We start from the raw sequence: 23,097 nt of genomic DNA on the forward strand, positions 1-23,097 counted from the left end.
GCATGCGGCGCATGCTGCCGAGCGTGGACACGAACGACGAGTTGACAGCCATGGCCTCGGACGAGGGGGTGTTACGCCCGGCCGTGCTGCATCTGCTCGACCAGGTGGGCCTCGTCGGACTCGCGGTGCGCCGCTTCCCGGACGGGACCCTGCCCGTGTACGCCGTCGGGGGCGACATGGTGCTGAAGCTGTATCCGCGCTTCGAGGCGCGGGCGGCCGTGCGTGAGGCGCGGGTGTTGCACCACCTGTGGGGCCAACTCAAGCTGCCCACCCCGCGCCTGATCGGCACCGAGGAGTTCGTGAACGGCTGGCGGTGGGTGCTGATGTCCCGGCTGCCCGGCTGGACCCTCAACGACGTCTGGCACCGGCTGACCGCGGCGGAACAGGACCGTATCGTCACGGAGTCGGCCGAGGCGCTGGCCTCGCTGCACGGGATGTTCTGGAACCCTCTGACGGACATCGTGGGGCCGCAGGACTGGACGGCGTTCCTGCGGGAACAGCGCGCCGCTGCGGTCGAATGGCACCGTCAGCGCGGGGTCACCGAGCCCTGGCTGAGCCGGATCCCCGACTTCCTGGACTCCGTGCCGCTGCCCGCGTCCACCGAACGCGTGCTGCTGCACACCGAGTTCATGAGCGAGCACCTGACCATCGACATGCGCGGCGGGCGCGTGCTGACCGGGCTGTTCGACTTCGAGCCGGCGATGATCGGCGATCCGGCGTACGACTTCGTCAGCGCCGCCCTGTTCATCACCCGCGCCGACCCGCGCCAGCTGCGCCGCTTCTACGAGGCCTACGGACGCGCCCCGCACGACCCGGACCAGCTGATGGCGTACGCGCTGCTGCACGTCTTCAGCGATCTGCCCTTCTACCTCCACGAGCTGCCGCATCCGGCCGAACCACGTTTCGACGCGCTCGCCGAGCTGTGGTTCGGCACGGACGGCTGAGGCCCTCACCGGAGCCTGGACGGCCCGGCGTCAGGCCTTCCGGCCGCCGGCCGCGTACACGTTGATGTCGGCGTCGGTGACGTCGTTGATGTCGCGGTAGCGGACCTTCTCGATGTCGTCGAGGGTGGCGAGGTAGGCGGGGTCCACGGCCGCCGGGAGAGGTGCCGCGCCGTCCTGGTGCCAGTGGTGGACCGGGACGACGCCCGGCTCGTCCAGCGTGACGCCGGGGGTGCCGGTGAAGAACCGGGCGACCTCGTCCTTGGAGCGCAGCACGAAGGTGAAGCCGCGCTCGGTGTAGGTGCGCTGAACGGCGCGGATGTTCTCCGGGTTGAGGTCCTCGGTGAGGTGGCTGAGCACCAGCCGGCTCCCGGAGGGCAGCGCGTCCATCAGCGCGCGCACGATCGGGTACGCCTTTTCGTCCTCCACGAAGTGCAGCACCGCCACCAGCACGAGGGCGATCGGCTCGTCGAAGTCGAGGGTCCTGGCGGCCTGTTCGAGGATTCGGGCGGGGTCCTGGAGGTCGGCGTCCAGGTAGTCCGTACGGCCCTCGGGTCCGCTGGTGAGCAGGGCGCGGGCGTGCGCCAGGACGACCGGGTCGTTGTCGACGTAGACGACCCGTGAGTCGGGGTTGATGCGCTGGGCGATCTGGTGGACGTTCTCCCCGGTCGGCAGGCCGGTCCCGATGTCGAGGAACTGCCGGATGCCGTCCTCCTTCGCCAGCCGGGTCACGGCGCGGCGCAGGAAGTCGCGGTTGTGCCGGACGTCGAGGTAGCCGCGCGGGTTCGCGGCGAGCGCGGCGGCGGCGGCCGCGCGGTCCACCGGGTAGTTGTCCTTGCCGCCGAGGAAGACGTCGTAGACGCGGGCCGGATGGGCCTTGGTGGTGTCGATCCGCTTGCGCAGCTCGGCCGGGTCGTGGCTGAGGGCGTCCTCGGACATGGCGTCTCCCTGGTGGTCGGCGGGTCGGCGTAAGGAGTCGGTCGTTCCATCGGTCGGCCGGCCGTCCCCCGGTTGTGCCTGAAGCGACCGATGTGATGGTCAACAACGTAACTCCTGAGGCCAGTTGGAAGTGCCCGACCGCTTCCGGCCAGGGACCGCCGTCCCGGATTCCCCTCCCAGGGGACGGCGTTTGTGCAGGTCGAGAGGCGTCCCGCCGCCCCGGCGTCCCGAATTCGGCGGCGACTGTGGCGGGCGGGCGAACCACCGGTCAAGCTGGGCCGTCGAGGCCTCCGCTCCCGCCGACCGGTCGAGCGGAGGTGTCACCCCCCAACTCGCATGTCCGAAGGGCCCCGACCATGTCCTCCGCTCGTACCGCCCGCCCCATCCGCGCCGCCCGTCCCCGGCTGCTCGCCGCCGTCACGGTCGCGCTCGCCGCACTTGCGCTCTCGGCCTGCGAGAACGGCGAGGGCGTACGGGACGAGGGCCCCTCCTCACTGCCCGGTTCCTCCGTACACGACACCGGGCGTCCCGACAGGGCGGTCCCCTGCTCGGGCAGGCACATGCGGACGGCGGTGACGCGGGTGAGCGAGCCGGTGAACCACCTGCTGCTGACGGTGACGAACACGGGTGCCGTGAACTGCTCCCTCAACGGCTACCCGATGGCCCGCTTCGGCGAGTCCGGTCTCCTCGCGCCGCCGGCCGGCGGACCGAAGCCCCGTGGGCACTGGATCACACTCTCCCCCGGCAAGTCCGCCTACGCGGGCGTGCTGCTGTCGGCGGCGAACGGCACCGGCGGGCACGGCCACACCGTCACATCCCTCACGATCACGCTCCCCACCGGCCCGGCCGCCCGCCCGTCGCTCCCGTCCAAGGGCGTGTACGTGGACGACACACTGCGGGTGACGTGCTGGCTGCCGAGCCCCAAGGCGGCGCTGACCTACTGAGCCCGGCGAAAGACGCCCTCAGCCCGTCGGCACCGTCTGGCCGGCCCAGACGGCCGGCAGGCGCAGTGCCGTCTGAGAGGGCGAACCCTCCTCCACCGTGTGGGCGATCAGCGCCTGGTCCGGGTCGTCGGGCGCTGCGCGAACACCTCGCCGGCGGCCACCACCGGCACTTCCGGCAGGTCCTGGACCTCGTCCTCGCCGAACCGGAGACCGTACGGACGCTGACTCCGCCCGGCGCGGCCCGGCCGTGAAAACCCCGCCGGTGAACCGGCCACGGGGGCACACCGCAGGAGGAGCCCGCCGGTGTGCCCCCGCCCGAGGGCAGCGGACGTTCCCGCGCGCCCCTGGGGCCTCTCGTTCGGATCATGCCGGGCTCGCGGGGCCTGGCACGCACTCCCCCACTGCCTCAAGGGCGTGGGGGGACCCCCAGCGGCGTTGCCGTCGGCGCCAACTCCCCCACGCTCGAACACGCTCGCGCGCAGGCACCCCCATGGCCCCGCTCCCTGATCCGGCCTGATCCGAACGGAAGACCCTAGGCGTCCTGGCGGAGCTTGCGGGCGACCTCGGTGGCCCAGTACGTGAGGATGTTCCGCGCACCGGCGCGCTTGATGCCGGTCAGGGTCTCCAGGATGGCCCGGTCGCGGTCGACCCAGCCCTTCTCGGCGGCGGCCTCGACCATGGCGTACTCACCGGAGATCTGGTACGCGGCCACGGGCACGTCCACGGCGTCGGCCACCCTCGCCAGGATGTCGAGGTAGGGCCCGGCGGGCTTCACCATCACCATGTCGGCGCCCTCCTCGAGGTCGAGGGCGAGTTCGCGCAGGGACTCACGCCAGTTGGCGGGGTCCTGCTGGTACGTCTTCCGGTCGCCCTTCAGGGAGGAGGCGACGGCCTCGCGGAACGGCCCGAAGAAGGCGGAGGAGTACTTGACGGTGTAGGCGAGGATCGCGACGTCCTCGCGCCCGATCTGGTCGAGGGCGTCACGGATGACCCCGATCTGCCCGTCCATCATCCCGCTGGGCCCCACCACGTGGGCGCCGGCGTCGGCCTGGACCTGGGCCATCTCGGCGTACCGCTCGAGGGTGGCGTCGTTGTCGACCCGGCCCCTGGCGTCGAGCACGCCGCAGTGCCCGTGGTCGGTGGTCTCGTCCAGGCACAGGTCGGACATGACGAGGAGGTCGTCACCGACCTCGGCGCGCACGTCCCTGATGGCGACCTGCAGGATCCCGTCCGGGTCGGTACCCGCGGTCCCCACGGCGTCCTTCTTCGACTCCTCGGGCACCCCGAAGAGCATGATGCCGGAGATCCCGGCCTCCACGGCCTCCAGCGCGGCCTTCTTCAGGCTGTCCCGGGTGTGCTGCACGACACCGGGCATGGACCCGATCGGCACGGGCTCGCTGACGCCCTCCCGCACGAAGGCCGGGAGGATGAAGTCGGCCGGGTGCAGCCGGGTCTCGGCGACCATACGGCGCATGGTGGGGATGGTGCGCAGCCGCCGGGGACGTGTACCAGGAAATGATCCGTACTTCGTCATGCCTCCTACGCTACGCCCGCCCCACCGATGCCTTTACCGACGCTCTGTCGCCGCCCCCTCGGCGATCGGAGGATCTGTGCCACAACGTGGGCCGGTAGCCTGCGCCTTCGGGGGCCGCGCCTGGCACGAACCCTCCGCTCGCGGCCCGCAAGCCGCGCCACGGCCGCCCGCCCGGGCGGAGCGGGTGAAAACGCGTGGTGGCGGGACGCGCCCCGTACGGCACGTTCCGCCACCACCCGGTCTCACATCCTCACGTCGTAGACCGACGCCTCCGCGCGCCCGGCCTCCGCTCGCTCGGCCGCGTCACCGGGTCCCCGGCCGCCAGCGCCGCGGCGCGGCGCTTCATGCCGAAGTCCGCCAGCGCCTCCGCCAGCTTGTGGACCGACGGCTCCGGGGCCATGACGTCCACCCGCAGGCCGTGCTCCTCCGCCGTCTTCGCGGTCGCCGGGCCGATGCACGCGATCACCGTCACGTTGTGCGGCTTGCCCGCGATGCCGACCAGGTTCCGGACCGTGGAGGAGGAGGTGAACAGGACCGCGTCGAAGCCGCCGCCCTTGATCGCCTCACGCGTCTCGGCCGGCGGAGGCGAGGCGCGGACCGTCCGGTAGGCCGTCACGTCGTCGACCTCCCAGCCGAGTTCGATCAGGCCCGCCACCAGGGTCTCGGTGGCGATGTCGGCGCGCGGCAGGAACACGCGGTCGATCGGGTCGAAGACCGGGTCGTACGGGGGCCAGTCCTCCAGGAGCCCGGCCGCCGACTGCTCGCCGGAGGGGACCAGGTCGGGCTTCACGCCGAAGGCCACCAGGGCCTTCGCCGTCTGCTCGCCGACCGCGGCGACCTTGATGCCCGCGAAGGCGCGCGCGTCCAGGCCGTACTCCTCGAACTTCTCCCTCACCGCCCTGACCGCGTTGACCGACGTGAACGCGATCCACTCGTAGCGGCCCGTCACCAGACCCTTGACCGCCCGCTCCATCTGCTGGGGCGTGCGCGGCGGCTCGACGGCGATCGTCGGCACCTCGTGCGGCACCGCCCCGTAGGACCTCAGCTGGTCGGAGAGCGACGCCGCCTGCTCCTTCGTGCGCGGCACGAGGACCTTCCAGCCGAACAGCGGCTTGTTCTCGAACCACGACAGCTGGTCGCGCTGGGCGGCGGCGCTGCGCTCACCGACCACGGCTATCACCGGCCGCCCGCCCTCGGGGGACGGCAGGACCTTCGCCTGCTTCAGCGTCTGCGCGATGGAGCCGAGCGTGGCGGACCAGGTGCGCTGCCGGGTGGTCGTACCGGCGATCGTCACCGTGATCGGGGTGTCCGGCTTGCGGCCCGCGGCCACCAGCTCCCCGGCCGCGGCCGCCACCGAGTCCAGCGTCGTGGACACCACGACCGTGCCGTCGGACGCGCCGACCTCCGTCCAGCAGCGGTCGGAGGCGGTCCGGGCGTCCACGAACCGGACGTCCGCGCCCTGCGGGTCCCGCAGCGGCACACCCGCGTACGCGGGCACGCCGACAGCGGCGGCGATGCCGGGCACGACCTCGAACGGCACGCCCTCGGCGGCGCACGCCAGCATCTCCCCGGCCGCGTACGCGTCCAGGCCGGGGTCGCCGGACACCGCACGGACGACCCGCTTGCCGCCCCGCGCAGCCTCCATGACAAGATGTGCGGCATCCCGCAACGCGGAGGCACCAGCGGTTGTTGACTCGCCGTCAACAACCGTCAGCTGTGGCGTGCCCACGCCCGGATACGTACCCGTGGAGGCATCCGTGTCCGTGTTGAGCACGGCGACGCCCGCTCTGGCATGCGTGCGCACGACGTCGAGCACCTCGTGCTCGCCGACGAGGACGTCCGCGTTGGCCAGCGCCTCCACGGCGCGCAGTGTGAGAAGCCCCGGATCTCCGGGTCCGGCACCGAGGAAGGTGACGTGCCCGTGTTCAAGGCCGGCGGGAAGGGTGGTGGGGCTCAATGTGCTCGCTCCCCCATCAGACCGGCCGCGCCCTTGCTGAGCATCTCGGCGGCGAGTTCGCGACCGAGCGCCATTGCCTGGTCGTGCGTCTCGGGCACGGGACCGGTGGTGGACAGCTGCACCAGCGTGCCGCCGTCGGGCGTACCGACGACACCGCGCAGGCGCATTTCCTTGACAACCTGCCCGTCGGCCAACAGGTCGGCCAGCGCGCCCACGGGGGCGCTGCAACCGGCCTCCAGGGCGGCGAGCAGGGACCGCTCGGCGGTCACGGCGGCCCGTGTGCACGGGTCGTCGAGCTCGGCGAGCGCCGCGATCAGGTCCGCGTTGTCCGCGGTGCACTCGATCGCCAGTGCCCCCTGGCCGGGGGCGGGCAGAACCGTGTCGACCGACAGGAAGTCGGTCACCTCGTCGATCCGCCCGATGCGGTTGAGCCCGGCCGCGGCGAGGACCACCGCATCCAGCTCACCGGCGCGGACGTATCCGATCCGGGTGTCGACGTTGCCGCGGATCGGGACGGTCTCGATGTCGAGGCCGTGGCCGCGGGCGTACGCGTTCAGCTGCGCCATGCGGCGCGGGGAACCGGTGCCTATGCGCGCCCCCCGGGGGAGGTCGGCGAACTTCAGGGCGTCGCGCGCCACGAGCACGTCACGCGGGTCCTCACGCACAGGCACGGCGGCCAGCGTCAGCTCCTCGGGCTGCGCGGTCGGCAGATCCTTCAGCGAGTGCACCGCGAAGTCGACCTCGCCGCGCAGCAGCGCGTCCCGCAGGGCCGTCACGAACACACCGGTGCCGCCGATCTGCGCGAGGTGCTCGCGGGAGGTGTCCCCGTACGTCGTGATCTCCACGAGCTCCACGGGCCGTCCCGTCACCCGGCGCACGGCGTCCGCGACCTGCCCGGACTGGGCCATGGCCAGCTTGCTGCGCCTGGTCCCGAGCCTCAGTGGTGAATGCTCACTCATGCTCGCCCTCGGTTCTTGGCGTTCTCGGTGTTCTCGATGCTCTTGGCGTCGTCGGCCCGGGAGACGGAGGCGACCGTCTCGGGGTCCAGGTCGAACAGGGTGCGCAGCGCGTCCGCGTACCCGGCACCGCCGGGCTCGGCCGCGAGCTGCTTGACCCGTACGGTCGGGGCGTGCAGCAGCTTGTCGACGACGCGCCGCACGGTCTGCGTGATCTCGGCACGGTGCTTGTCGTCCAGGCCGGGCAGCCGCCCTTCCAGGCGCGCGATCTCACCGGCCACCACGTCGGCAGCCATCGAGCGCAGCGCGACCACGGTCGGCGTGATGTGGGCGGCGCGCTGGGCGGCGCCGAACGCGGCGACCTCGTCGGAGACGATACGCCGCACCTGGTCGACGTCGGCGGCCATCGGTGCGTCGGCGGAGGCCTCGGCGAGCGACTCGATGTCGACGAGCCGCACTCCGAGCAGCCGGTGCACGGCCGCGTCGATGTCGCGGGGCATCGCCAGGTCCAGCAGCGACAGCACGGGCGCGGGGCGGGGGGTCTCGACGACGGGCTCCCGGCGGCGGCGCTCCGGGATCCGGCCGATCGTGGCGACGGTCGCGGCGAGCGCGCCGATCAGCTCGGCCTCGCTCTCCGGGTCCGCCACGACGGCCGTACGACCGGCGCGCGGCTCCTCGGCGCCCTTGTCGACCCAGGCGGCGTGCTGCTCCAGCTCGGCGGCCGGCATCCCGGCGACGGCGGCCTCGCCGAGCACCGAGAAGTGGGCGGTGCCCTGCACGGCCGACTTCTCCAGCGGGCAGCCGTCCTCGGTGCCGAGGCTGGTGGGCGGCAGGTCGCGGTGTATGGGGGCCGGGCCGGTGGTGCGCGCGGCAGGCGCGGATCCGGTGTCCGGGGCGACCGGTCCCGGCACCCGGCCCTCCAGGGCCGCGGCGATCGCCTGGGCGGTGAGGACGAGACCGGTCGCGCCCGTACAGGACACCACGACATCGGCACGTGTCAGCTCGTCCGGAACCGTCTCCATCGGCACCGCACGCGCCCGTACGTCCGTGTCGTCCCCTTCGGTGAGGATCTGCGCCAGGTGCTCCGCGCGCTCCAGGGTGCGGTTGGCGATCACGACCTCGGCGACCCCGGCCCGCGCGAGCGTCGCGGCGGCCAGCGACGACATGGAGCCGGCGCCGATCACCAGGGCACGCTTGTCCTTGGCCCACGTCTCCACCGGCGCACCGGCCGCGAGCTGCTCCAGGCCGAAGGTGACCAGGGACTGCCCGGCGCGGTCGATGCCCGTCTCGGAGTGGGCGCGCTTACCGACCCTGAGGGACTGCTGGAACAGGTCGTTCAGCAGGCGTCCGGCGGTGTGCTGCTCCTGCGCGGTGGCCAGGGAGTCCTTGATCTGCCCGAGGATCTGCCCCTCGCCGACGACCATGGAGTCCAGCCCGCACGCCACCGAGAACAGGTGGTGGACGGCGCGGTCCTCGTAGTGGACGTAGAGGTAGGGGGTCAGCTCGTCGAGGCCGACCCCGCTGTGCTGGGCGAGCAGGGTGGACAGCTCGGCGACACCGGCGTGGAACTTGTCCACGTCCGCGTACAGCTCGATGCGGTTGCAGGTGGCGAGCACCGCCGCCTCGGTGGCCGGCTCGGCGGCAACCGTGTCCTGGATCAGCTTGAGCTGGGCGTCCGCGGTCAGCGCGGCCCGCTCCAGGACGCTGACCGGTGCGCTGCGGTGGCTCAGCCCGACGACGAGGAGACTCATGCCGGCATCACGGCGGGGACGTCCCCGTCGGGCCCCTTGTCGGCGGACTCCGCGGCCGTGGCGGCAGCGGCCGGCAGGCCGTCGGGCAGCGCCTCGGCGACGGCCTCCTCGCCGGCCTTGCGCTGCTCGTGGAAGGCGAGGATCTGCAGCTCGATGGAGAGGTCGACCTTGCGGACGTCGACCCCGTCGGGGACGTTCAGCACGGTCGGCGCGAAGTTCAGGATGGAGGTCACACCCGCGCCCACGAGCCGGTCGCAGACCTGCTGGGCGGCGCCGGCCGGGGTGGCGATGACTCCGATCGAGACCCCGTTGTCCTTGATGATCTTCTCGAGGTCGTCGGTGTGCTGGACGGGGATGCCGGCCACGGCCTTGCCCGTGAGGGCCGGGTCGGCGTCGATGAGGGCCGCGACCCGGAAGCCGCGGGAGGCGAACCCGCCGTAGTTGGCCAGCGCCGCGCCGAGGTTACCGATACCGACGATCACAACCGGCCAGTCCTGGGTGAGGCCCAGCTCGCGGGAGATCTGGTAGACGAGATACTCGACGTCGTAGCCCACGCCCCGGGTGCCGTAGGAGCCGAGGTAGGAGAAGTCCTTGCGCAGCTTCGCGGAGTTCACTCCCGCGGCGGCGGCCAGCTCCTCGGAGGAGACCGTGGGTACCGAGCGCTCCGACAGCGCGGTCAGGGCTCGGAGGTACAGCGGAAGCCTGGCGACGGTGGCCTCGGGAATCCCTCGGCTGCGGGTCGCCGGTCGGTGAGTTCGGCCAGTTGCCACGGTGCTCCTGCGGGTAGAGCGGGGCTGCGGGCGGTCATACGTCCCCAGACCGCCCCGTCGAATGCAGGCTATGTCTTTGTGAACGCGTGCACAAAGATGGTGTCCGATTTGCCCGGCCAACGTGACCGGGGTCACGCACGGTTCTCCTGGGGGCACCACCGCACACTCTCCTCAACGATCCCGCCCCCAAGACCAGTCGCCCTCGATCCTAGGCGACATCGCGAACCTCTTTGGACTACTCGGTCAGCGCCTTGCGCAGGCGCTGCTCGTCGACACGCCAGAAGGTGTGCTGGGCACCGTCGACGAGGACCACCGGGATCTGCTCCCAGTACTCGTCGTGGAGCCGCTGGTCCTGCGTGATGTCCTTCTGCTCCCAGGGCACACCGAGCTCGCCGCACACCTTCTCGATGACGGTCTGCGCGTCGTCACAGAGATGACACCCCGGCTTACGGATGAGAGTGACGAGCCGCGCGTGCGGGCTCTGCCCGCTGCCGTTGCCTTTGTTGCCGCTGTTACCGCTGTTACCGCTGTTGCTGCCGTTGCGCCGAAAGATGGGGCTCATGTCGGCCATTCTCACTCCGAAGGCGGGCGGCGGCAGCCCTCGCCGCCCACGCCCCGGCGAGCAGGTGCTCGCCGTCCGCGCCCCATCGGCGCAATGACTCCCTATGAGTCCTTTAACGACTCGGTCGCGGAGAGTTCACAGCCTCCAAACCTCTCGCGTCCGGAACCACCGAACAGAGTGGCTATGCTCGCGTCATGGCCGCTCTCGGATGGCTCACTCCCCGTAGGCGCTCCGCCACGGCGCGGAGCGTGTTGGCAGGCGAGGCCTCTGCGGAGGCAGCGCGCAAGACCTCGCAGGACGTCTCCGCCCAGGAACAGCAGTTCCCCGTCCAAGGCGACGACAAGGCGGCGGCGTTCTTCGACCTGGACAACACGGTGATGCAGGGTGCCGCGCTGTTCCACTTCGGCCGGGGCCTGTACAAGCGGAAGTTCTTCGAGACCCGCGATCTCGCGAAGTTCGCCTGGCAGCAGGCGTGGTTCCGGCTGGCCGGGGTGGAGGACCCCGAGCACATGCAGGACGCCCGCGACTCCGCGCTCTCGATCGTCAAGGGCCACCGTGTCTCCGAGCTGATGTCGATCGGCGAGGAGATCTACGACGAGTACATGGCCGAGCGGATCTGGCCGGGTACGCGGGCGCTGGCGCAGGCGCACCTGGACGCGGGCCAGAAGGTGTGGCTGGTGACGGCGGCACCCGTGGAGATCGCCACGGTGATCGCGCGCAGGCTCGGCCTCACCGGAGCCCTCGGCACGGTGGCGGAGTCGGTCGACGGCGTCTACACCGGCCGCCTGGTGGGCGAACCCCTCCACGGCCCGGCGAAGGCGGAGGCGGTCCGCGCGCTGGCGGTGGCCGAGGGGCTGGACCTCTCGCGCTGCGCGGCGTACAGCGACTCGCACAACGACATCCCGATGCTGTCGCTGGTGGGCCACCCCTACGCGATCAACCCGGACGCCAAGCTCCGCAAACACGCCCGGGCCTGCGACTGGCGCCTGCGCGACTACCGCACGGCCCGCAAGGCCGCGAAGGTCGGCCTGCCGGCAGCGGCCGGCGTGGGCGCGGTGGCCGGCGGCACGGCAGCAGCGATCGCCCTGCACCGCAGGCGCCGCTGAACTCGGACTTTTTTGGGCTGGGGGTGCTGCCGGGTCGGGTGTCTCGGGGTCGGGGTGCCTCTTGGCCAAGGTGCCTCTCGGTCGGGGTGCCTCTTGGCCAGGGTGACGCTGGATTGGGGTGCCTCTCGGTCGGGGTGCCGCTGGGTTGGAGTGCCTCTCGGCCGACGCGAACCGTCGGCCCGTCACGGCGCCGCAAAACCGCCGCCCCCTCACACCGACGCGAAACCGCCGCCGCTCAAACCGACAGGTAGCCGCCGCCCCCTCACACCGACGCGAAACCGCCGCCGCTCAAACCGACAGGTAGCCGCCGCCCCCTCACACCGACGCGAAACCGCCGCCGCTCAAACCGACAGGTAGCCGCCGCCCCCTCACACCGGCACGAAGCCATCGCCTCGGCCCACCCCCCAGTGACCGCGTTGCGGCAGTGGTGGCCCGCCCCTGCGCCGCCAGGCCCGCGGGCGCCGTGCCGGCAGGCGTGGCGGCGTTGCGCCAGGCCCTGACGGGCGATCAGCCCCGGCTCCGAGCCCGGCTCCCTGTACGCACCGTACACAGAGCGTTCCCGCATCTGTGTTTCGCGTCTGCGTCAACCGCTCCTCGGCGGGGGTCCGGGGGCGGGAGCCCCCGGGTGGGGACGGGTAGGAGCGGCGGAGGCGAGGCAAAGTGCCGCGGTCGGCGGCGACTTGTGCCGGTGAGTGCATTCGGCGGGTTCTACCCGGCCGCCCGGCTCCGCACTCCTCCCCTACCGCACCCGGCCACAACACGCCCCGTACTCAGACGGAAGCCAGACTCAATCGATCAACAAACGGTCATAGTGCGGCACTTGAGCAGGCGTCAATCGGTTACAGAAGCGACGTAATCGATGATTTGAGCAACTGGGTGTAGTGCTGCCTGTACTAAGCGTTATTCTCCTCAGACGCAAACCGGTACCCCTCCGTCGCTACGACGGGTGAACGGTCCCGCACTGCACGTGATGGAAGCTCTGCCTCTGGGAGTCCCGTGTACCCACACGTCGGGGTTGACGCCTCGGGCCTGGCTACGCTCCGCGCGACGGTCCACGAGCTGTTGCGCGGCTTCGTCCCCACCGCGTACGCCGCCCCCGCCTTCGCCACCGCCACGCCCGTCGGCCCGTGCTACGCACTGGCGGACGGCAGCGCCGCGGTCGGCAGGCGCGGCCGCTCGGGCGCGGCCGCCGCCCCCGCACGCCGCCCGGCCGCGGACAGCGACAGCGCCCGCATGATGGACCTCGTGGAGCGCGCCCAGGCCGGCGAGGCCGACGCCTTCGGGCGCCTGTACGACCAGTACAGCGACACCGTCTACCGCTACATCTACTACCGGGTCGGAGGCAGGGCCACCGCCGAGGACCTCACCAGCGAGACCTTTCTGCGCGCCCTGCGCCGCATCGGCACCTTCACCTGGCAGGGCCGCGACTTCGGCGCCTGGCTCGTCACCATCGCCCGCAACCTCGTCGCCGACCACTTCAAGTCCAGCCGCTTCCGGCTGGAGGTGACGACCGGCGAGATGCTCGACGCCAACGAGGTCGAGCGCTCCCCGGAGGACTCCGTCCTGGAGTCGCTCTCCAACGCCGCCCTCCTGGACGCCGTGCGGCGGCTCAACCCACAGCAGCAGGAGTGCGTCACGCTCCGCTTCCTCCAGGGCCTGTCCGTCGCCGAAACCGCCCGCGTGATGGGCAAGAACGAGGGCGCGATCAAGACGCTCCAGTACCGGGCCGTCCGCACCCTGGCCCGACTCCTCCCCGAAGACGCCCGCTGAGACCCCCGGGAGCCGTGGGTCCGCAGGACCGCGGGGCCGCGGGGCCGCAGGGCCGGCCGCGGGACCGCCTTCACCCACCCCCGACACAAACACTCAACGCAACCATCAACTCACCGTCCGTACAAGCCTGTTGTGTTCGCGATCCGATCATCCGCCGTCCGTAACCCAAGTGCCGAGCCGCTCGTTGTGCGGGATACAGGCTCCCTGTGGTCACACCCTGACCCTCTTTGATCACTCGATCGTGTGGATGCGGTCAGCGCGTGCAACCCTCAGGACCCCCTGGGGAGTCGACCGTCATGACGAGAGGAGGTGCCGCCAGTGATCGCGAACGTATCGGCGCACCGGCGGGCGAACGCCTTCGCCCAGGCCCTGGAGGAGCAGTCCGACGACCGGGGCACGGCGGCCGAGCAGCCCGAAGGACCGGCCCCGGCTGCTGCGGAACGGACCGGCGAGGTCGGCCTGTTGGGCCTCGCGACCCGCCTCGGCGAGCTGCCCAGGCCGGCGCTCGACCCCGAGGTCAAGGTCGTCCAGCGCGCGCGGCTGGTGGCCGCGATGGAGGCCATGTTCCGGGAGGGCACGGCCCCGGCAGGCGAGGCGGCGAACCCTTCGGTGCCGGAGCAGCGGAAGGGGCGGGGCGCCCACCGGGCAACCACGCTGGGGAAGTTGCGGCCGCGGACCCGGCTCACCAAGGGCCTCGCCGCGGGCGGGCTCAGCGTCGGCGTGGCCGCGGCCTCCTTCGGCGGAGTCGCCGCCGCGAGTTCCGACGCGCTGCCCGGTGACTCCCTCTACGGCCTCAAACGCGGCATCGAGGACGTCAAACTCGACCTTGCCGACGGGGACAACGACCGTGGGCGGCTCTACCTGGACCAGGCGTCGACCCGGCTGAGCGAGGCCCGCCGACTGATGGAGCGCGGCCGCGGCGGCCACCTCGACCACGAGTCCCTCACCGAGGTCCGCCGCACCCTGTCCGGCATGCGGCACGACGCGGCCGAAGGCCACCGCCTGCTGCACGAGGCGTACGAGCGGGACGGCTCACTCGCCCCCATCCAGACCCTCTCCACCTTCTCCCAGTCGCACCGTGAGGCCTGGGGCGCCCTGCGCGAGCGGCTGCCCGCCCAGCTCGGGGACGTCAGTCAGGAGGTCTCGTCGGTCTTCGACGCCATAGACCGGGATGTCGCACCGCTGCAGTCGCTGCTGCCGCAGACCCCGTCCCAGGGCGGTCCGGGCCGCCACCGAAGCTCCGCCCCGGGCTCCACCGGCTCCGCCGGCACCGACGCCCCGGCCCCGAGCACCACCGGCGGCTTCGCCCCGGGCACCCACAGCAGCAGCGGCAAACCCCAGCCGTCCAGCTCCAACAGCACCGGCGACGGCCTGCTCGGCGGCAGCACGGGCGGGCTCCTGGACCCCCCGAAGGACAGCGCCAGCAGTTCCCCGTCGACCAGCAAAACCCCGTCCTCGGGGCCGAACGTCACGCTCCCACCGCTGCTTCCGGGCCTGCTGCCGGGCCTGGGCATCGACGGCGAGGAGAACAAGTAGGGAACCAGGAAACCGATGGGGCGCCCCTTCCACCAGGGGGCGCCCCATCGTCGTACCGGAAAGCACGGCACGGCACCACACTCGGCACCACGCCGCACGGCTCAGAAGAACACAGACCTCCGCTGCACCAGCAGCTTGTACAACGTGTGCTGAATCTGCTCCCGCACCTGATCCGTCAGGTTGAACATCAGCATCGGGTCCTCCGCGGCCTCCGGCGGATACCCGTCCGTGGCGATCGGCTCCCCGAACTGAATCGTCCACTTCGTCGGCAGTGGAATCGCCCCGAGCGGCCCCAGCCAAGGAAACGTCGGGGTGATCGGGAAGTACGGGAACCCCAGCAGCCGGGCCAGCGTCTTCGCGTTGCCGATCATCGGGTAGATCTCCTCCGCGCCGACGATCGAGCACGGAATGATCGGCGCCCCGGCCCGCAGTGCCGTGGACACGAACCCGCCACGCCCGAACCGCTGCAGCTTGTACCGCTCGCCGAACGGCTTCCCGATCCCCTTGAATCCCTCCGGCATCACCCCGACCACCTCACCGCGGTCGAGGAGCCGCTCGGCGTCCTCCGCACAGGCTAGAGTGTGACCGGCCTTGCGGGCCAGTTCGTTCACCACCGGCAACACGAACACCAAGTCGGCCGCGAGCAGCCGCAGATGGCGTCCCGCCGGATGGTTGTCGTGCACGGCGACCTGCATCATCAGGCCGTCCAGGGGCAGCGTCCCGGAGTGGTTGGCGACGATCAGCGCCCCGCCCTTGTCCGGGATGTTCTCGATGCCCTTCACCTCGACCCGGAAGTACTTCTCGTACACCGGCCGCAGCAGCGACATCAGGACCTGATCGGTCAGCTCCTCGTCGTAGCCGAAGTCGTCGACCTCGTAGTCGCCCGTCAGTCGTCGGCGCAGGAAGGCCAGCCCCCCGGCGATACGCCGCTCCAGGCTCCCTTCCCGGGAGCGGGCCGGCGGCCTTTCCTCGCGTGTCACGGGAACATCATCCTGCGGGAGGGCCCCGCCGTGCAGGGGCTGCACCTCGCGGACCGCCGCGGGCTCCCCCTTCAGCCGGCTGCTCCCCGTGCTCCGGCGCCGCGACGGCCGCTGCACGGCAGCCCCCCGGGACCGGTCGTCGTCGAACGGAATGACCTTGGCGTCCGCCATCGTTGATGCGCTCCTCAGTGGGCGGTTGGCGTCGGGGGGTGGCCACCGCCCAGGACGGGCAGTGCGGCGATCCGGTCGACGGCCCCCGCGAGGGCCTCCGGCGGCAGCAGTCCGGGCCCGCGGCTGCGCGCGAAGTCCGCGAACGTCTCCGCGGTCGTGTACTTGGGCTCGTAGCCGAGCGTCTCACGCATCTGGTCCGTCGCCACGACCCGGCCGTGGGTGAGCAGCCTGATCTGCTCGGGCGAGAAGTCCGTCATGCTCAGCGTGCGCATCGCGGTCCCGACCCAGGTCACCGCGGGCAGCAGCAGCGGCACGGTGGGCCGGCCCAGGCGCCGCGCGCACTGCGACAGCAGCAGCACCCCGTCGCCGGCGATGTTGAACGTGCCGCTGTTGAGGGTGCCGCGCCGCGGCTCGTGCGCGCCGATCCGCAACACCTCGATCACGTCGTCCTCGTGCACGAACTGCAGCCGCGGGTCGTAGCCGAACACGGTGGGCAGGACCGGCAGCGAGAAGTAGGACGCGAGGGGTGTGTCGGCGTGCGGGCCGAGGATGTTGGCGAACCGCAGCACGCACACGGCGACATCCGGCCGCCGCCGCGCGAAGCCCCGGACGTACCCCTCGACCTCCACGGTGTCCTTGGCGAAACCGCCGCTCGGCAGGGACTTGGGCGGGGTCGTCTCGGTGAACACGGCCGGGTCGCGGGGCGCGGACCCGTAGACGTTCGTGCTGGACTTCACGACGAGCCGTTTGACGCTCGGGGATTTCTGGCAGGCACCCAGCAGCTGCATGGTGCCGATGACGTTGGTCTCCTTGACCGTGGCCCGGCTTCCGCTGCCCGGCGCGGTGCCGGTCACGTCCATGTGGACCACCGTGTCCACGGAGTGCTCGGCGAGCACCCGCGCGATGGTGGGCTGACGGATGTCGGCCCGGACGAACTCCGCGCCGCCCAGATGGTGCTCGGGTGGTACCGCGTCCACCGCGACGACGCGGTCGACCTCCGGGTCACGCTGGATCCGTCGTACGAACCGGCCGCCGAGCCGGCGGGCCACTCCGGTCACGAGCACGACCTTGCCCAAGATCAGCGCCTTTCTTCCCGTCGCGTCCAGCAGTGGACGCAGCTCTGTTCGCCAGCCTGCCGCGTTCCCCGTATACGGCCAACTTAGCGGGTCGGTGTTGCACTGTGATGACCGCCCGATGCACGAAGTGACGACACACCCGTACGTACGACCAGGCCAAGCCATTCGCGTCACAGGCGTACACACAGTGCTCCGCATGAGACTTCAGGCCACCATGAACCGCCCGGAACCACCCGCCACCACCATGAACACCGGGAACCGCCCGGAACCACCCGCCATCACCATGAACCAAAGGGAGCCACCGGGAGCCACCGGGATTCACCGGGAGCCACCGGGATTCACCGGATTCACCGGGATTCACCGGGAAAACGACAAAGACCCCCCACCGGTGGTGGGGGGTCTTCCGCGCGCTCACGCACAGAAGCAAGGGCGCCCCGGGACGGGGCCGCGCCCTACTTCTTGTTGCGACGCTGAACGCGAGTGCGCTTGAGCAGCTTGCGGTGCTTCTTCTTGGCCATCCGCTTGCGCCGCTTCTTGATAACAGAGCCCACGACTACCCTCGCTCACTTCTCATCACTCGGTGCTGGGCGCCATGGGCCCACACGACCTACGAGGGGCTAGCCTACCCGCTCCGAGCGGCGAGCTTGTAATCGAGGTCCCGCCGAAGACCGCGACCGACCTCCGGCGGACCGCCGTCAGACCGTCTCCACCCCCACATAGCTGTCGCGGAGGTACTCGTGAACCGCTTGCTCCGGAACCCGGAAGGACCTCCCCACCCGGATCGCCGGCAGATGACCGCTGTGCACCAGTCGGTACACGGTCATCTTCGACACTCGCATCACCGAGGCGACTTCCGCCACGGTCAGGAACTGAACCTCGTTCAGAGGCCTCTCGCCAGCTGCAGCCATGACACACCTGCACCTTCCGCACTCGACGGCCACCGGCTTCCCCTTCCGGTGACTCTTCGTCGCTGCGTGCTCACTCCCCAATGTAGGTGCGGATGATGCAAGTGGGGAAGAGGGGATCGCATCAGCGGCCTACTGTGACAGACACGCTCGATTGAGTACATAGCGAGTAAGCGGTCGGTAGTAATCAGACCGCACAGCGTCATCAAGTGGAACGGCGACGGACACCCGTCCCTCGGCCTCTCCGACGAAGAGCGCGGGATCGTCCGTATCGGCCAGGCCGATCGCGTCGAACCCCAGCTGACCTGCTCCGCAGACCCAGCCGTGATCCCCGATGACCAGTTCCGGCAACGGCCCGCCGGCTTCCGCCGCGGCGGCCAGAGCGGTGCGAACCGGGAGCGGCGAGTGCGTGTGTGCGCCGGGCTCACAACCGGCTCTTCCGGATCCCGGTTCTCGTAGGAGGGCGACTCCTCGTACGTAATCGACGTTGTACGTACGTAGGCCGAACCGGGTCGTTATGTCGACACAGCGACCCTGCGCCGGGGTGAGGACGGTACATCCCGCCGCCGACAGGGCGTCCGCGAGCGCGGCGTAGAAGCCGAGCAGCCGGTGCGGGTGCCCGGTGCCGAGCAGCACCGCCTCGCGGTGGCTCGCGGCCCTGGCGACGCGCTCGGCGAACGCCTCGAGCCCCTCCAGCGTGCGCTCCGGATCGATCACATCGTGACCGGAGACATGCCGCGGATCGGCCGAAACCCCACACTTGTCCGCCATCAACTCGATCAAATCCTCAGGGCTCCATGTCCATTCGGGATCGAGTCCGATCAGCGCGCGCGGATCGCGGGCAGCGAAGAGTCGATAGCTGCGCAGGCTGTCCTCCCGGGAGGTGGCCACGGGCCCGGCCAGCCGGGCGGCCAGCAGATGCGCACGCAGTGCGCCGGTGCTCAACACGCCAGCGATGCTGTCCCAATCGCTTCCGCCACATGCCCGGAATGCGGAGAACATCCCACAGTCGGCGTAATCACGCGACACTGGGCCCAGGATCCGACGCTGCCCCCACCATCCGTCCCCACGCAGGAGCGGCGGGGCCAGACCAACTGGGGGCCAGACCAACCGGGGGCCAGACCAACCGGGGGCGGCGCGGCCGGCGGCTACGGGAGCAGCCCGCGCAGCGGATACACCGCCTTCCGCGCCGCCAGCACCGCCTGGTCCAGCCGATCCGCCGGATCGTACCCGGCCTCCCACCCGGCGAACGCCACCGGCCACCGCCCGTCCGTCATCCGCGCCGGCGCCAACTGCCGTGTCCGCGCGAAGACTTCCTGCCGCCACCCCTCCGGGATCACGGCCTCCGGCTCGACCGGCCGCCCCGCCGCGATCGCGACGAGATGTGTCCAGGACCGCGGCACGACCTCCACCACCGCATAACCGCCCCCGCCCAGCGCGATCCACCGCCCGTCCGCGTACTCGTGCGCCAGGTCGTGACACGCCATCTGCACCGCCCGCTGCGCGTCCAACGACACCGCGAGATGCGCGAGCGGATCCTCGAAGTGGGTGTCGGCCCCGTGCTGCGTCACCAGCACCTGCGGCCGGAAGTCCGCGATCAGCTCCGGCACGACGGCGTGGAAGGCCCGGACCCACCCCGCATCGCCCGTCCCCGCCGGCAGCGCCACGTTCACCGCGCTGCCCTCCGCGTTCGGCCCGCCCGTCTCCTCCGGCCAGCCGGTCTGCGGGAACAGCGTCCGCGGATGCTCGTGCAGCGACACCGTCAGCACCCGCGGATCGTCCCAGAACGCCGCCTGCACCCCGTCCCCGTGGTGCACATCCACATCGACGTACGCCACCCGCTCCGCCCCGAGCTCCAGCAGCCGGGCGATGGCGAGCGCGGCGTCGTTGTAGATGCAGAACCCCGACGCGCTGCCCGGCATCGCATGGTGCAGCCCGCCCGCGAAGTTCACCGCGTGCAGCGCGTCCCCGCGCCACACCGCCTCCGCCGCCCCCACCGACTGCCCCGCGATCAGCGCGGACACCTCGTGCATCCCGGCGAACGCGGGATCGTCGAGGGTCCCGATCCCGTACGACCCGTCGGCGGCCCCCGGGTTCGCGGACGCGGCCTTCACCGCCTCCACGTAGTCCTCCCGGTGCACCAGCCGCAGTGTCGACTCGCCCGCGGGCTTCGCCGCGACCACGTCGACGTCCCGGTCGAGCCCGAAGGCGTCGACCAGTCTCCGGGTCAGCGCGAGCCGGACCGGATCCATCGGATGGTCCGGGCCGAAGTCATAGCCCGTTACTGCCTCGTCCCACATCAGCTGTGCGCGGCCGCTCATGTCCGCCACCGTATCGGTCTTGTCCGGGCTTGAACGAACGGGCGTACACCAGTGTCACCAGGACCAACGCCATCGGTACGAGCATGGCGCCCCGGTAGTTCCAGGCGTCCCCGAGCGCGCCGACCAAGGGCGAGCCGATGAGAAAGCCCACGTAGTTGAAGATGTTCAGCCGCGCGATCGCCGCGTCCGAAGCCCCCGGGAACAGCCGCCCGGCGGCCGCGAACGTCTGCGGCACCAGCACGCACAGCCCCAGACCCAGCAGGGTGAATCCCAACATCCCGACCCACGCCCCCGGCGCCCCGGCCACCACGGCGAACCCGAGCGCCGCCACCAACGCCCCGAGCCGCACGACGGCCACGGCGCCGAACCTCCGCACCCCGAAGTCCCCGATCGACCGGCCCAGCAGCGTGGTGACCATGTAGACGTTGTACGGGACGGTCGCCAGCTGCTCCGAACTGCCGAGCGTGTCCTGGAGGTACTTCGCGCTCCAGTTGGACACGGTGGAGTCCCCGATGTAGGCGAAGGTCATCACCAGGCAGAGCGGCAGCAACAGCCGGAAGACGACGGCCCCGGCCTCGCCCTCCCGCACCTCCCCGGCCGTCGCGGCCTCCGGGGCCGAGCCCGCGTCGACGTACCACCGGCTCCCGACGAGCACGGCCGGCAGCAGCACCGCGACCACCGGCACATACGACACCCACAGCGCCAGATGCCAGTGCGCGCCCACCCAGGCCAGCGAGGCACCGACGATCCCGCCGAGGCTGTACGCGGCGTGGAACCCGAGCATGATGCTGCGCCCGTACGTCCGCTGGAGGCTCACCCCCAGCATGTTCATGGAGGCGTCCAGCGCACCCACGGTCAGCCCGAACGCGGCCAGCGCCACCGCCAGCTCGGCCATGTGCCCACCGGCCCCCACGCCGAGGAGGGCGAGCAGGACGACGGGCTGCGACCAGCGCAGCAGCCGGCTGGGCCGTACGCGCTTCACCAGCTGCTCGGTCGTCACACTGCCGACACCGGCGAGGACGGGCACCGCGGCGAGGAAGACGGGAAGCAGGGCGTCGGAGACGCCGTACCGGTCCTGGATGGCCGGAATCCGCGTCACCAGCAGGGCGAAGGCGGCGCCTTGAGCGAAGAAGCTGAACGCCAGCGAGGCCCTACCGCGCCGCAGCACATCTGTCATGGCGGCGAGCGTAGGGCCCCGGTCTACTGGTGGGTAGATCCAGCCGAAGATGATTTTTGTTCAGCTCTACCTGGTTCACCGCGCGAGGACGGGCGCGGAGGCGGTGGCAGGGGCGGCTCCACGGTCCACCTCGTCCCTCCCGGCGGCCTCGGACGCTTCGCCCGCTTCCCTGGCTTCGCTCGCTTCGGCGGCGAGCATGCGCGCCATGGGACCGGCGGCGAGGGCACCGCTGAGGAAGAACGTAAGCACCATCACGACGGCGAGGATGACGGAGCCCAGCCAGACCATCGTTTCCACGGGCAGCATGTAGGCGCCCACGACCCGCACGACGCACTCACCGAGGAGCATCACGCCCCACACCAGCGAGAAGACCCGCTCGGCCCGCCGGAAGGCCGCGGACCCGCTCTGCAGCCGCGCCCAGGCCGCCTCCTTGGCCGCGTCGCCCTTCACCAGCCAGGGCTTCATGGCGGCGGTCATCATCGGCTTGCCCAGCGCCACGGACACCAGGATCCCGATTCCGATCGCGCTGCTCACACCGCTGTCCTTGGCGAGCATCAGCCGCGGGTCGCCGGAGACGAAGCTGAGCAGCAGCCCGACCACGTTCACGAACAGGATCAGCACGGCGAGGGCGTTGACCTTGCGCTCCCTCACCACGCCGAGGGCGGTGCGCACGGCGGGCGGGACGCTGCTCCAGGCGAGCGCCGCGAAGGTGCTCATACCCAGGGCGTCCTTGAACAGGTAGTACGACCCGACGGGCACCGCCACGTCCATGATGAGCGGTGCGAAGTTCTGCTTCTTGCTCTGGCTCTGGCTCTGGCTCTGGCTCTGGCTCCGGGACACCGTGTTCGTCGTCATGGCTTCAGCTTCGCCGCCGGGACGGGTCCACCAGTAGAAACGATCGTCCCGAGCTCGCCATGACAAATGTCAGTGCCGGTCCTCTGCTGCGGGTCATACCAGCAGGTCAGCCAACTCACCCATGGCGGAGAAGAGTTGCGTGGCACCGCTGAGCCGGTCGGCCGGCGTCATGGCGGTGAACCCGTACACGTCCATGCCGGCGGCCACGGCGGCCTGCACACCGAGTGGGCTGTCCTCGACGACCACACAACGCTGCGGCGCGATCCCCATCCGCTCTGCCGCGTACAGGAACAGATCGGGCGCCGGCTTCCCCCTCCCCACGTCCTGCGAGCTGAAGAGGTGGTCGTCGTCGAACCACCGGTCGAGCCCGGTCGTCCGGTGCCCGACCCGGATCCGGTCGTGGCTGCCGGAGGACGCCACACAGAACGGCACTCCGTCGGCCGCCAACTTCTCCAGAACGTTGTCGACGCCGGTGACGGGCTTCAACTCCCGCTCGAAAGCGGCGAAGACGCGAGCGTGGAAGACGTCGTCGAAGTCGTCCGGCAGCCGCTGCCCGGTCCGCTCCAGGACGAGGTCGTGGACACGGTGCATGGCCGAGCCCATGTAGTCCCGAATGGAGTCCTCGTACGTGGTGGGGTGCCCCAACTCGGTGAGGTAGGCGGCCAGGAGCCGGTTCGAGATGGGCTCACTGTCGACGAGGACGCCGTCGTTGTCGAAGATCACGAGGTCGTAGCGCATGACTACGACCCTAAACGCAGAAAACCCCCGTGCCGAAAAGCACGGGGGTTTCCTCAAGAATTGTTCGGCGGTGTCCTACTCTCCCACAGGGTCCCCCCTGCAGTACCA

Annotated in this window: 21 protein-coding genes; 5 read left to right on the forward strand and 16 right to left on the reverse strand. The window is 71.0% G+C overall.

Translation table 11 applies throughout. The features are described from left to right. Window positions 1-11: 11 nt before the first annotated feature. Window positions 12-944 (forward strand): phosphotransferase family protein, encoded by a 933-nt coding sequence (locus ACFYZJ_RS33740; protein WP_388574555.1) that lies wholly within the window; start codon window positions 12-14, stop codon window positions 942-944. A 30-nt stretch (window positions 945-974) separates the two neighbouring features. On the opposite strand, the gene ACFYZJ_RS33745 is transcribed toward ACFYZJ_RS33740, so the two are convergent. Continuing rightward, on the reverse strand, window positions 975-1,880 hold the full coding sequence (locus tag ACFYZJ_RS33745; RefSeq protein WP_388574558.1) for an SAM-dependent methyltransferase: 906 nt from the start codon (window positions 1,878-1,880) through the stop codon (window positions 975-977). Window positions 1,881-2,236: 356 nt separating this feature from the next. Here ACFYZJ_RS33745 and ACFYZJ_RS33750 point away from each other — a divergent pair, with 356 nt between their 5' ends. Beyond that, entirely contained in the window at window positions 2,237-2,824 is a 588-nt protein-coding gene (locus tag ACFYZJ_RS33750) for a DUF4232 domain-containing protein (RefSeq protein WP_388574561.1), read from the forward strand. Window positions 2,825-3,356: 532 nt separating this feature from the next. Here ACFYZJ_RS33750 and hemB read toward each other — a convergent pair. From hemB to ACFYZJ_RS33780, 6 genes are all read right to left on the reverse strand, one after another. After that, the gene (hemB, locus tag ACFYZJ_RS33755) at window positions 3,357-4,358 is read right to left on the reverse strand and encodes a porphobilinogen synthase (RefSeq protein WP_388574564.1); all 1,002 of its coding nucleotides are present in this window, start codon (window positions 4,356-4,358) and stop codon (window positions 3,357-3,359) included. A gap of 250 nt (window positions 4,359-4,608) precedes the next feature. Beyond that, window positions 4,609-6,315, reverse strand: a complete 1,707-nt coding sequence (locus ACFYZJ_RS33760) for a uroporphyrinogen-III synthase (RefSeq protein WP_388574567.1) — start codon at window positions 6,313-6,315, stop codon at window positions 4,609-4,611. Then, window positions 6,312-7,274 (reverse strand): hydroxymethylbilane synthase, encoded by a 963-nt coding sequence (gene hemC, locus ACFYZJ_RS33765; RefSeq protein WP_388574570.1) that lies wholly within the window; start codon window positions 7,272-7,274, stop codon window positions 6,312-6,314. Before hemC ends, ACFYZJ_RS33760 begins: the two co-directional genes overlap by 4 nt. Then, window positions 7,271-9,022: a glutamyl-tRNA reductase gene (locus tag ACFYZJ_RS33770; RefSeq protein ID WP_388574573.1), complete on the reverse strand. Its 1,752-nt coding sequence runs from the start codon at window positions 9,020-9,022 to the stop codon at window positions 7,271-7,273. Before ACFYZJ_RS33770 ends, hemC begins: the two co-directional genes overlap by 4 nt. Continuing rightward, the gene (locus ACFYZJ_RS33775; RefSeq protein WP_388574575.1) at window positions 9,019-9,792 is read right to left on the reverse strand and encodes a redox-sensing transcriptional repressor Rex; all 774 of its coding nucleotides are present in this window, start codon (window positions 9,790-9,792) and stop codon (window positions 9,019-9,021) included. Before ACFYZJ_RS33775 ends, ACFYZJ_RS33770 begins: the two co-directional genes overlap by 4 nt. A gap of 235 nt (window positions 9,793-10,027) precedes the next feature. Then, window positions 10,028-10,363, reverse strand: a complete 336-nt coding sequence (locus ACFYZJ_RS33780; protein ID WP_388574577.1) for a glutaredoxin family protein — start codon at window positions 10,361-10,363, stop codon at window positions 10,028-10,030. A 185-nt stretch (window positions 10,364-10,548) separates the two neighbouring features. On the opposite strand from ACFYZJ_RS33780, the gene ACFYZJ_RS33785 reads away from it, so the two are divergent. The 3 genes from ACFYZJ_RS33785 to ACFYZJ_RS33795 all read left to right on the forward strand — a co-directional run bounded on the left by ACFYZJ_RS33785 (window position 10,549) and on the right by ACFYZJ_RS33795 (window position 14,766). Then, window positions 10,549-11,460, forward strand: coding sequence for an HAD family hydrolase (locus ACFYZJ_RS33785; protein WP_388574580.1), 912 nt, complete (start codon window positions 10,549-10,551; stop codon window positions 11,458-11,460). 996 nt (window positions 11,461-12,456) lie between these two features. Continuing rightward, window positions 12,457-13,230 carry an ECF subfamily RNA polymerase sigma factor, BldN family gene (locus ACFYZJ_RS33790; RefSeq protein ID WP_388574583.1) on the forward strand — a complete coding sequence of 258 codons (774 nt, stop codon included), beginning with the start codon at window positions 12,457-12,459 and terminating at the stop codon, window positions 13,228-13,230. A 318-nt stretch (window positions 13,231-13,548) separates the two neighbouring features. Beyond that, window positions 13,549-14,766: a DUF5667 domain-containing protein gene (locus ACFYZJ_RS33795; protein ID WP_388574586.1), complete on the forward strand. Its 1,218-nt coding sequence runs from the start codon at window positions 13,549-13,551 to the stop codon at window positions 14,764-14,766. A gap of 101 nt (window positions 14,767-14,867) precedes the next feature. Here the strand turns inward: ACFYZJ_RS33795 and ACFYZJ_RS33800 are convergent, their stop codons facing one another. From ACFYZJ_RS33800 to ACFYZJ_RS33840, 9 genes are all read right to left on the reverse strand, one after another. Continuing rightward, a complete protein-coding gene (locus ACFYZJ_RS33800; RefSeq protein ID WP_388574589.1) occupies window positions 14,868-15,917 on the reverse strand; it encodes a lysophospholipid acyltransferase family protein in 1,050 nt (349 codons plus the stop codon). Window positions 15,918-15,931: 14 nt separating this feature from the next. Next, a complete protein-coding gene (locus ACFYZJ_RS33805; RefSeq protein WP_388574592.1) occupies window positions 15,932-16,993 on the reverse strand; it encodes an NAD-dependent epimerase/dehydratase family protein in 1,062 nt (353 codons plus the stop codon). 452 nt (window positions 16,994-17,445) lie between these two features. Then, a complete protein-coding gene (locus ACFYZJ_RS33810; RefSeq protein ID WP_003948845.1) occupies window positions 17,446-17,544 on the reverse strand; it encodes a 30S ribosomal protein bS22 in 99 nt (32 codons plus the stop codon). A gap of 144 nt (window positions 17,545-17,688) precedes the next feature. Then, the gene (locus ACFYZJ_RS33815) at window positions 17,689-17,901 is read right to left on the reverse strand and encodes a helix-turn-helix domain-containing protein (RefSeq protein ID WP_158712621.1); all 213 of its coding nucleotides are present in this window, start codon (window positions 17,899-17,901) and stop codon (window positions 17,689-17,691) included. A gap of 129 nt (window positions 17,902-18,030) precedes the next feature. After that, a complete protein-coding gene (locus ACFYZJ_RS33820) occupies window positions 18,031-18,846 on the reverse strand; it encodes a phosphatase (protein WP_388574595.1) in 816 nt (271 codons plus the stop codon). Between the two features lie 200 nt (window positions 18,847-19,046). Beyond that, complete coding sequence (locus tag ACFYZJ_RS33825) at window positions 19,047-20,219, reverse strand: acetoin utilization protein AcuC (protein ID WP_388574598.1); 1,173 nt, start codon at window positions 20,217-20,219, stop codon at window positions 19,047-19,049. After that, the gene (locus ACFYZJ_RS33830; protein WP_388574601.1) at window positions 20,170-21,396 is read right to left on the reverse strand and encodes an MFS transporter; all 1,227 of its coding nucleotides are present in this window, start codon (window positions 21,394-21,396) and stop codon (window positions 20,170-20,172) included. The genes ACFYZJ_RS33825 and ACFYZJ_RS33830 overlap by 50 nt, the downstream gene beginning before the upstream one ends. Window positions 21,397-21,471: 75 nt before the next feature. Beyond that, window positions 21,472-22,251: a VC0807 family protein gene (locus ACFYZJ_RS33835; RefSeq protein ID WP_388574604.1), complete on the reverse strand. Its 780-nt coding sequence runs from the start codon at window positions 22,249-22,251 to the stop codon at window positions 21,472-21,474. Between the two features lie 93 nt (window positions 22,252-22,344). Continuing rightward, on the reverse strand, window positions 22,345-22,989 hold the full coding sequence (locus tag ACFYZJ_RS33840; protein ID WP_388574607.1) for an HAD family hydrolase: 645 nt from the start codon (window positions 22,987-22,989) through the stop codon (window positions 22,345-22,347). Between the last annotated feature and the right edge of the window lie 108 nt (window positions 22,990-23,097).

Source organism: Streptomyces sp. NPDC001848, assembly GCF_042891915.1.
GTDB lineage: Bacteria > Actinomycetota > Actinomycetes > Streptomycetales > Streptomycetaceae > Streptomyces.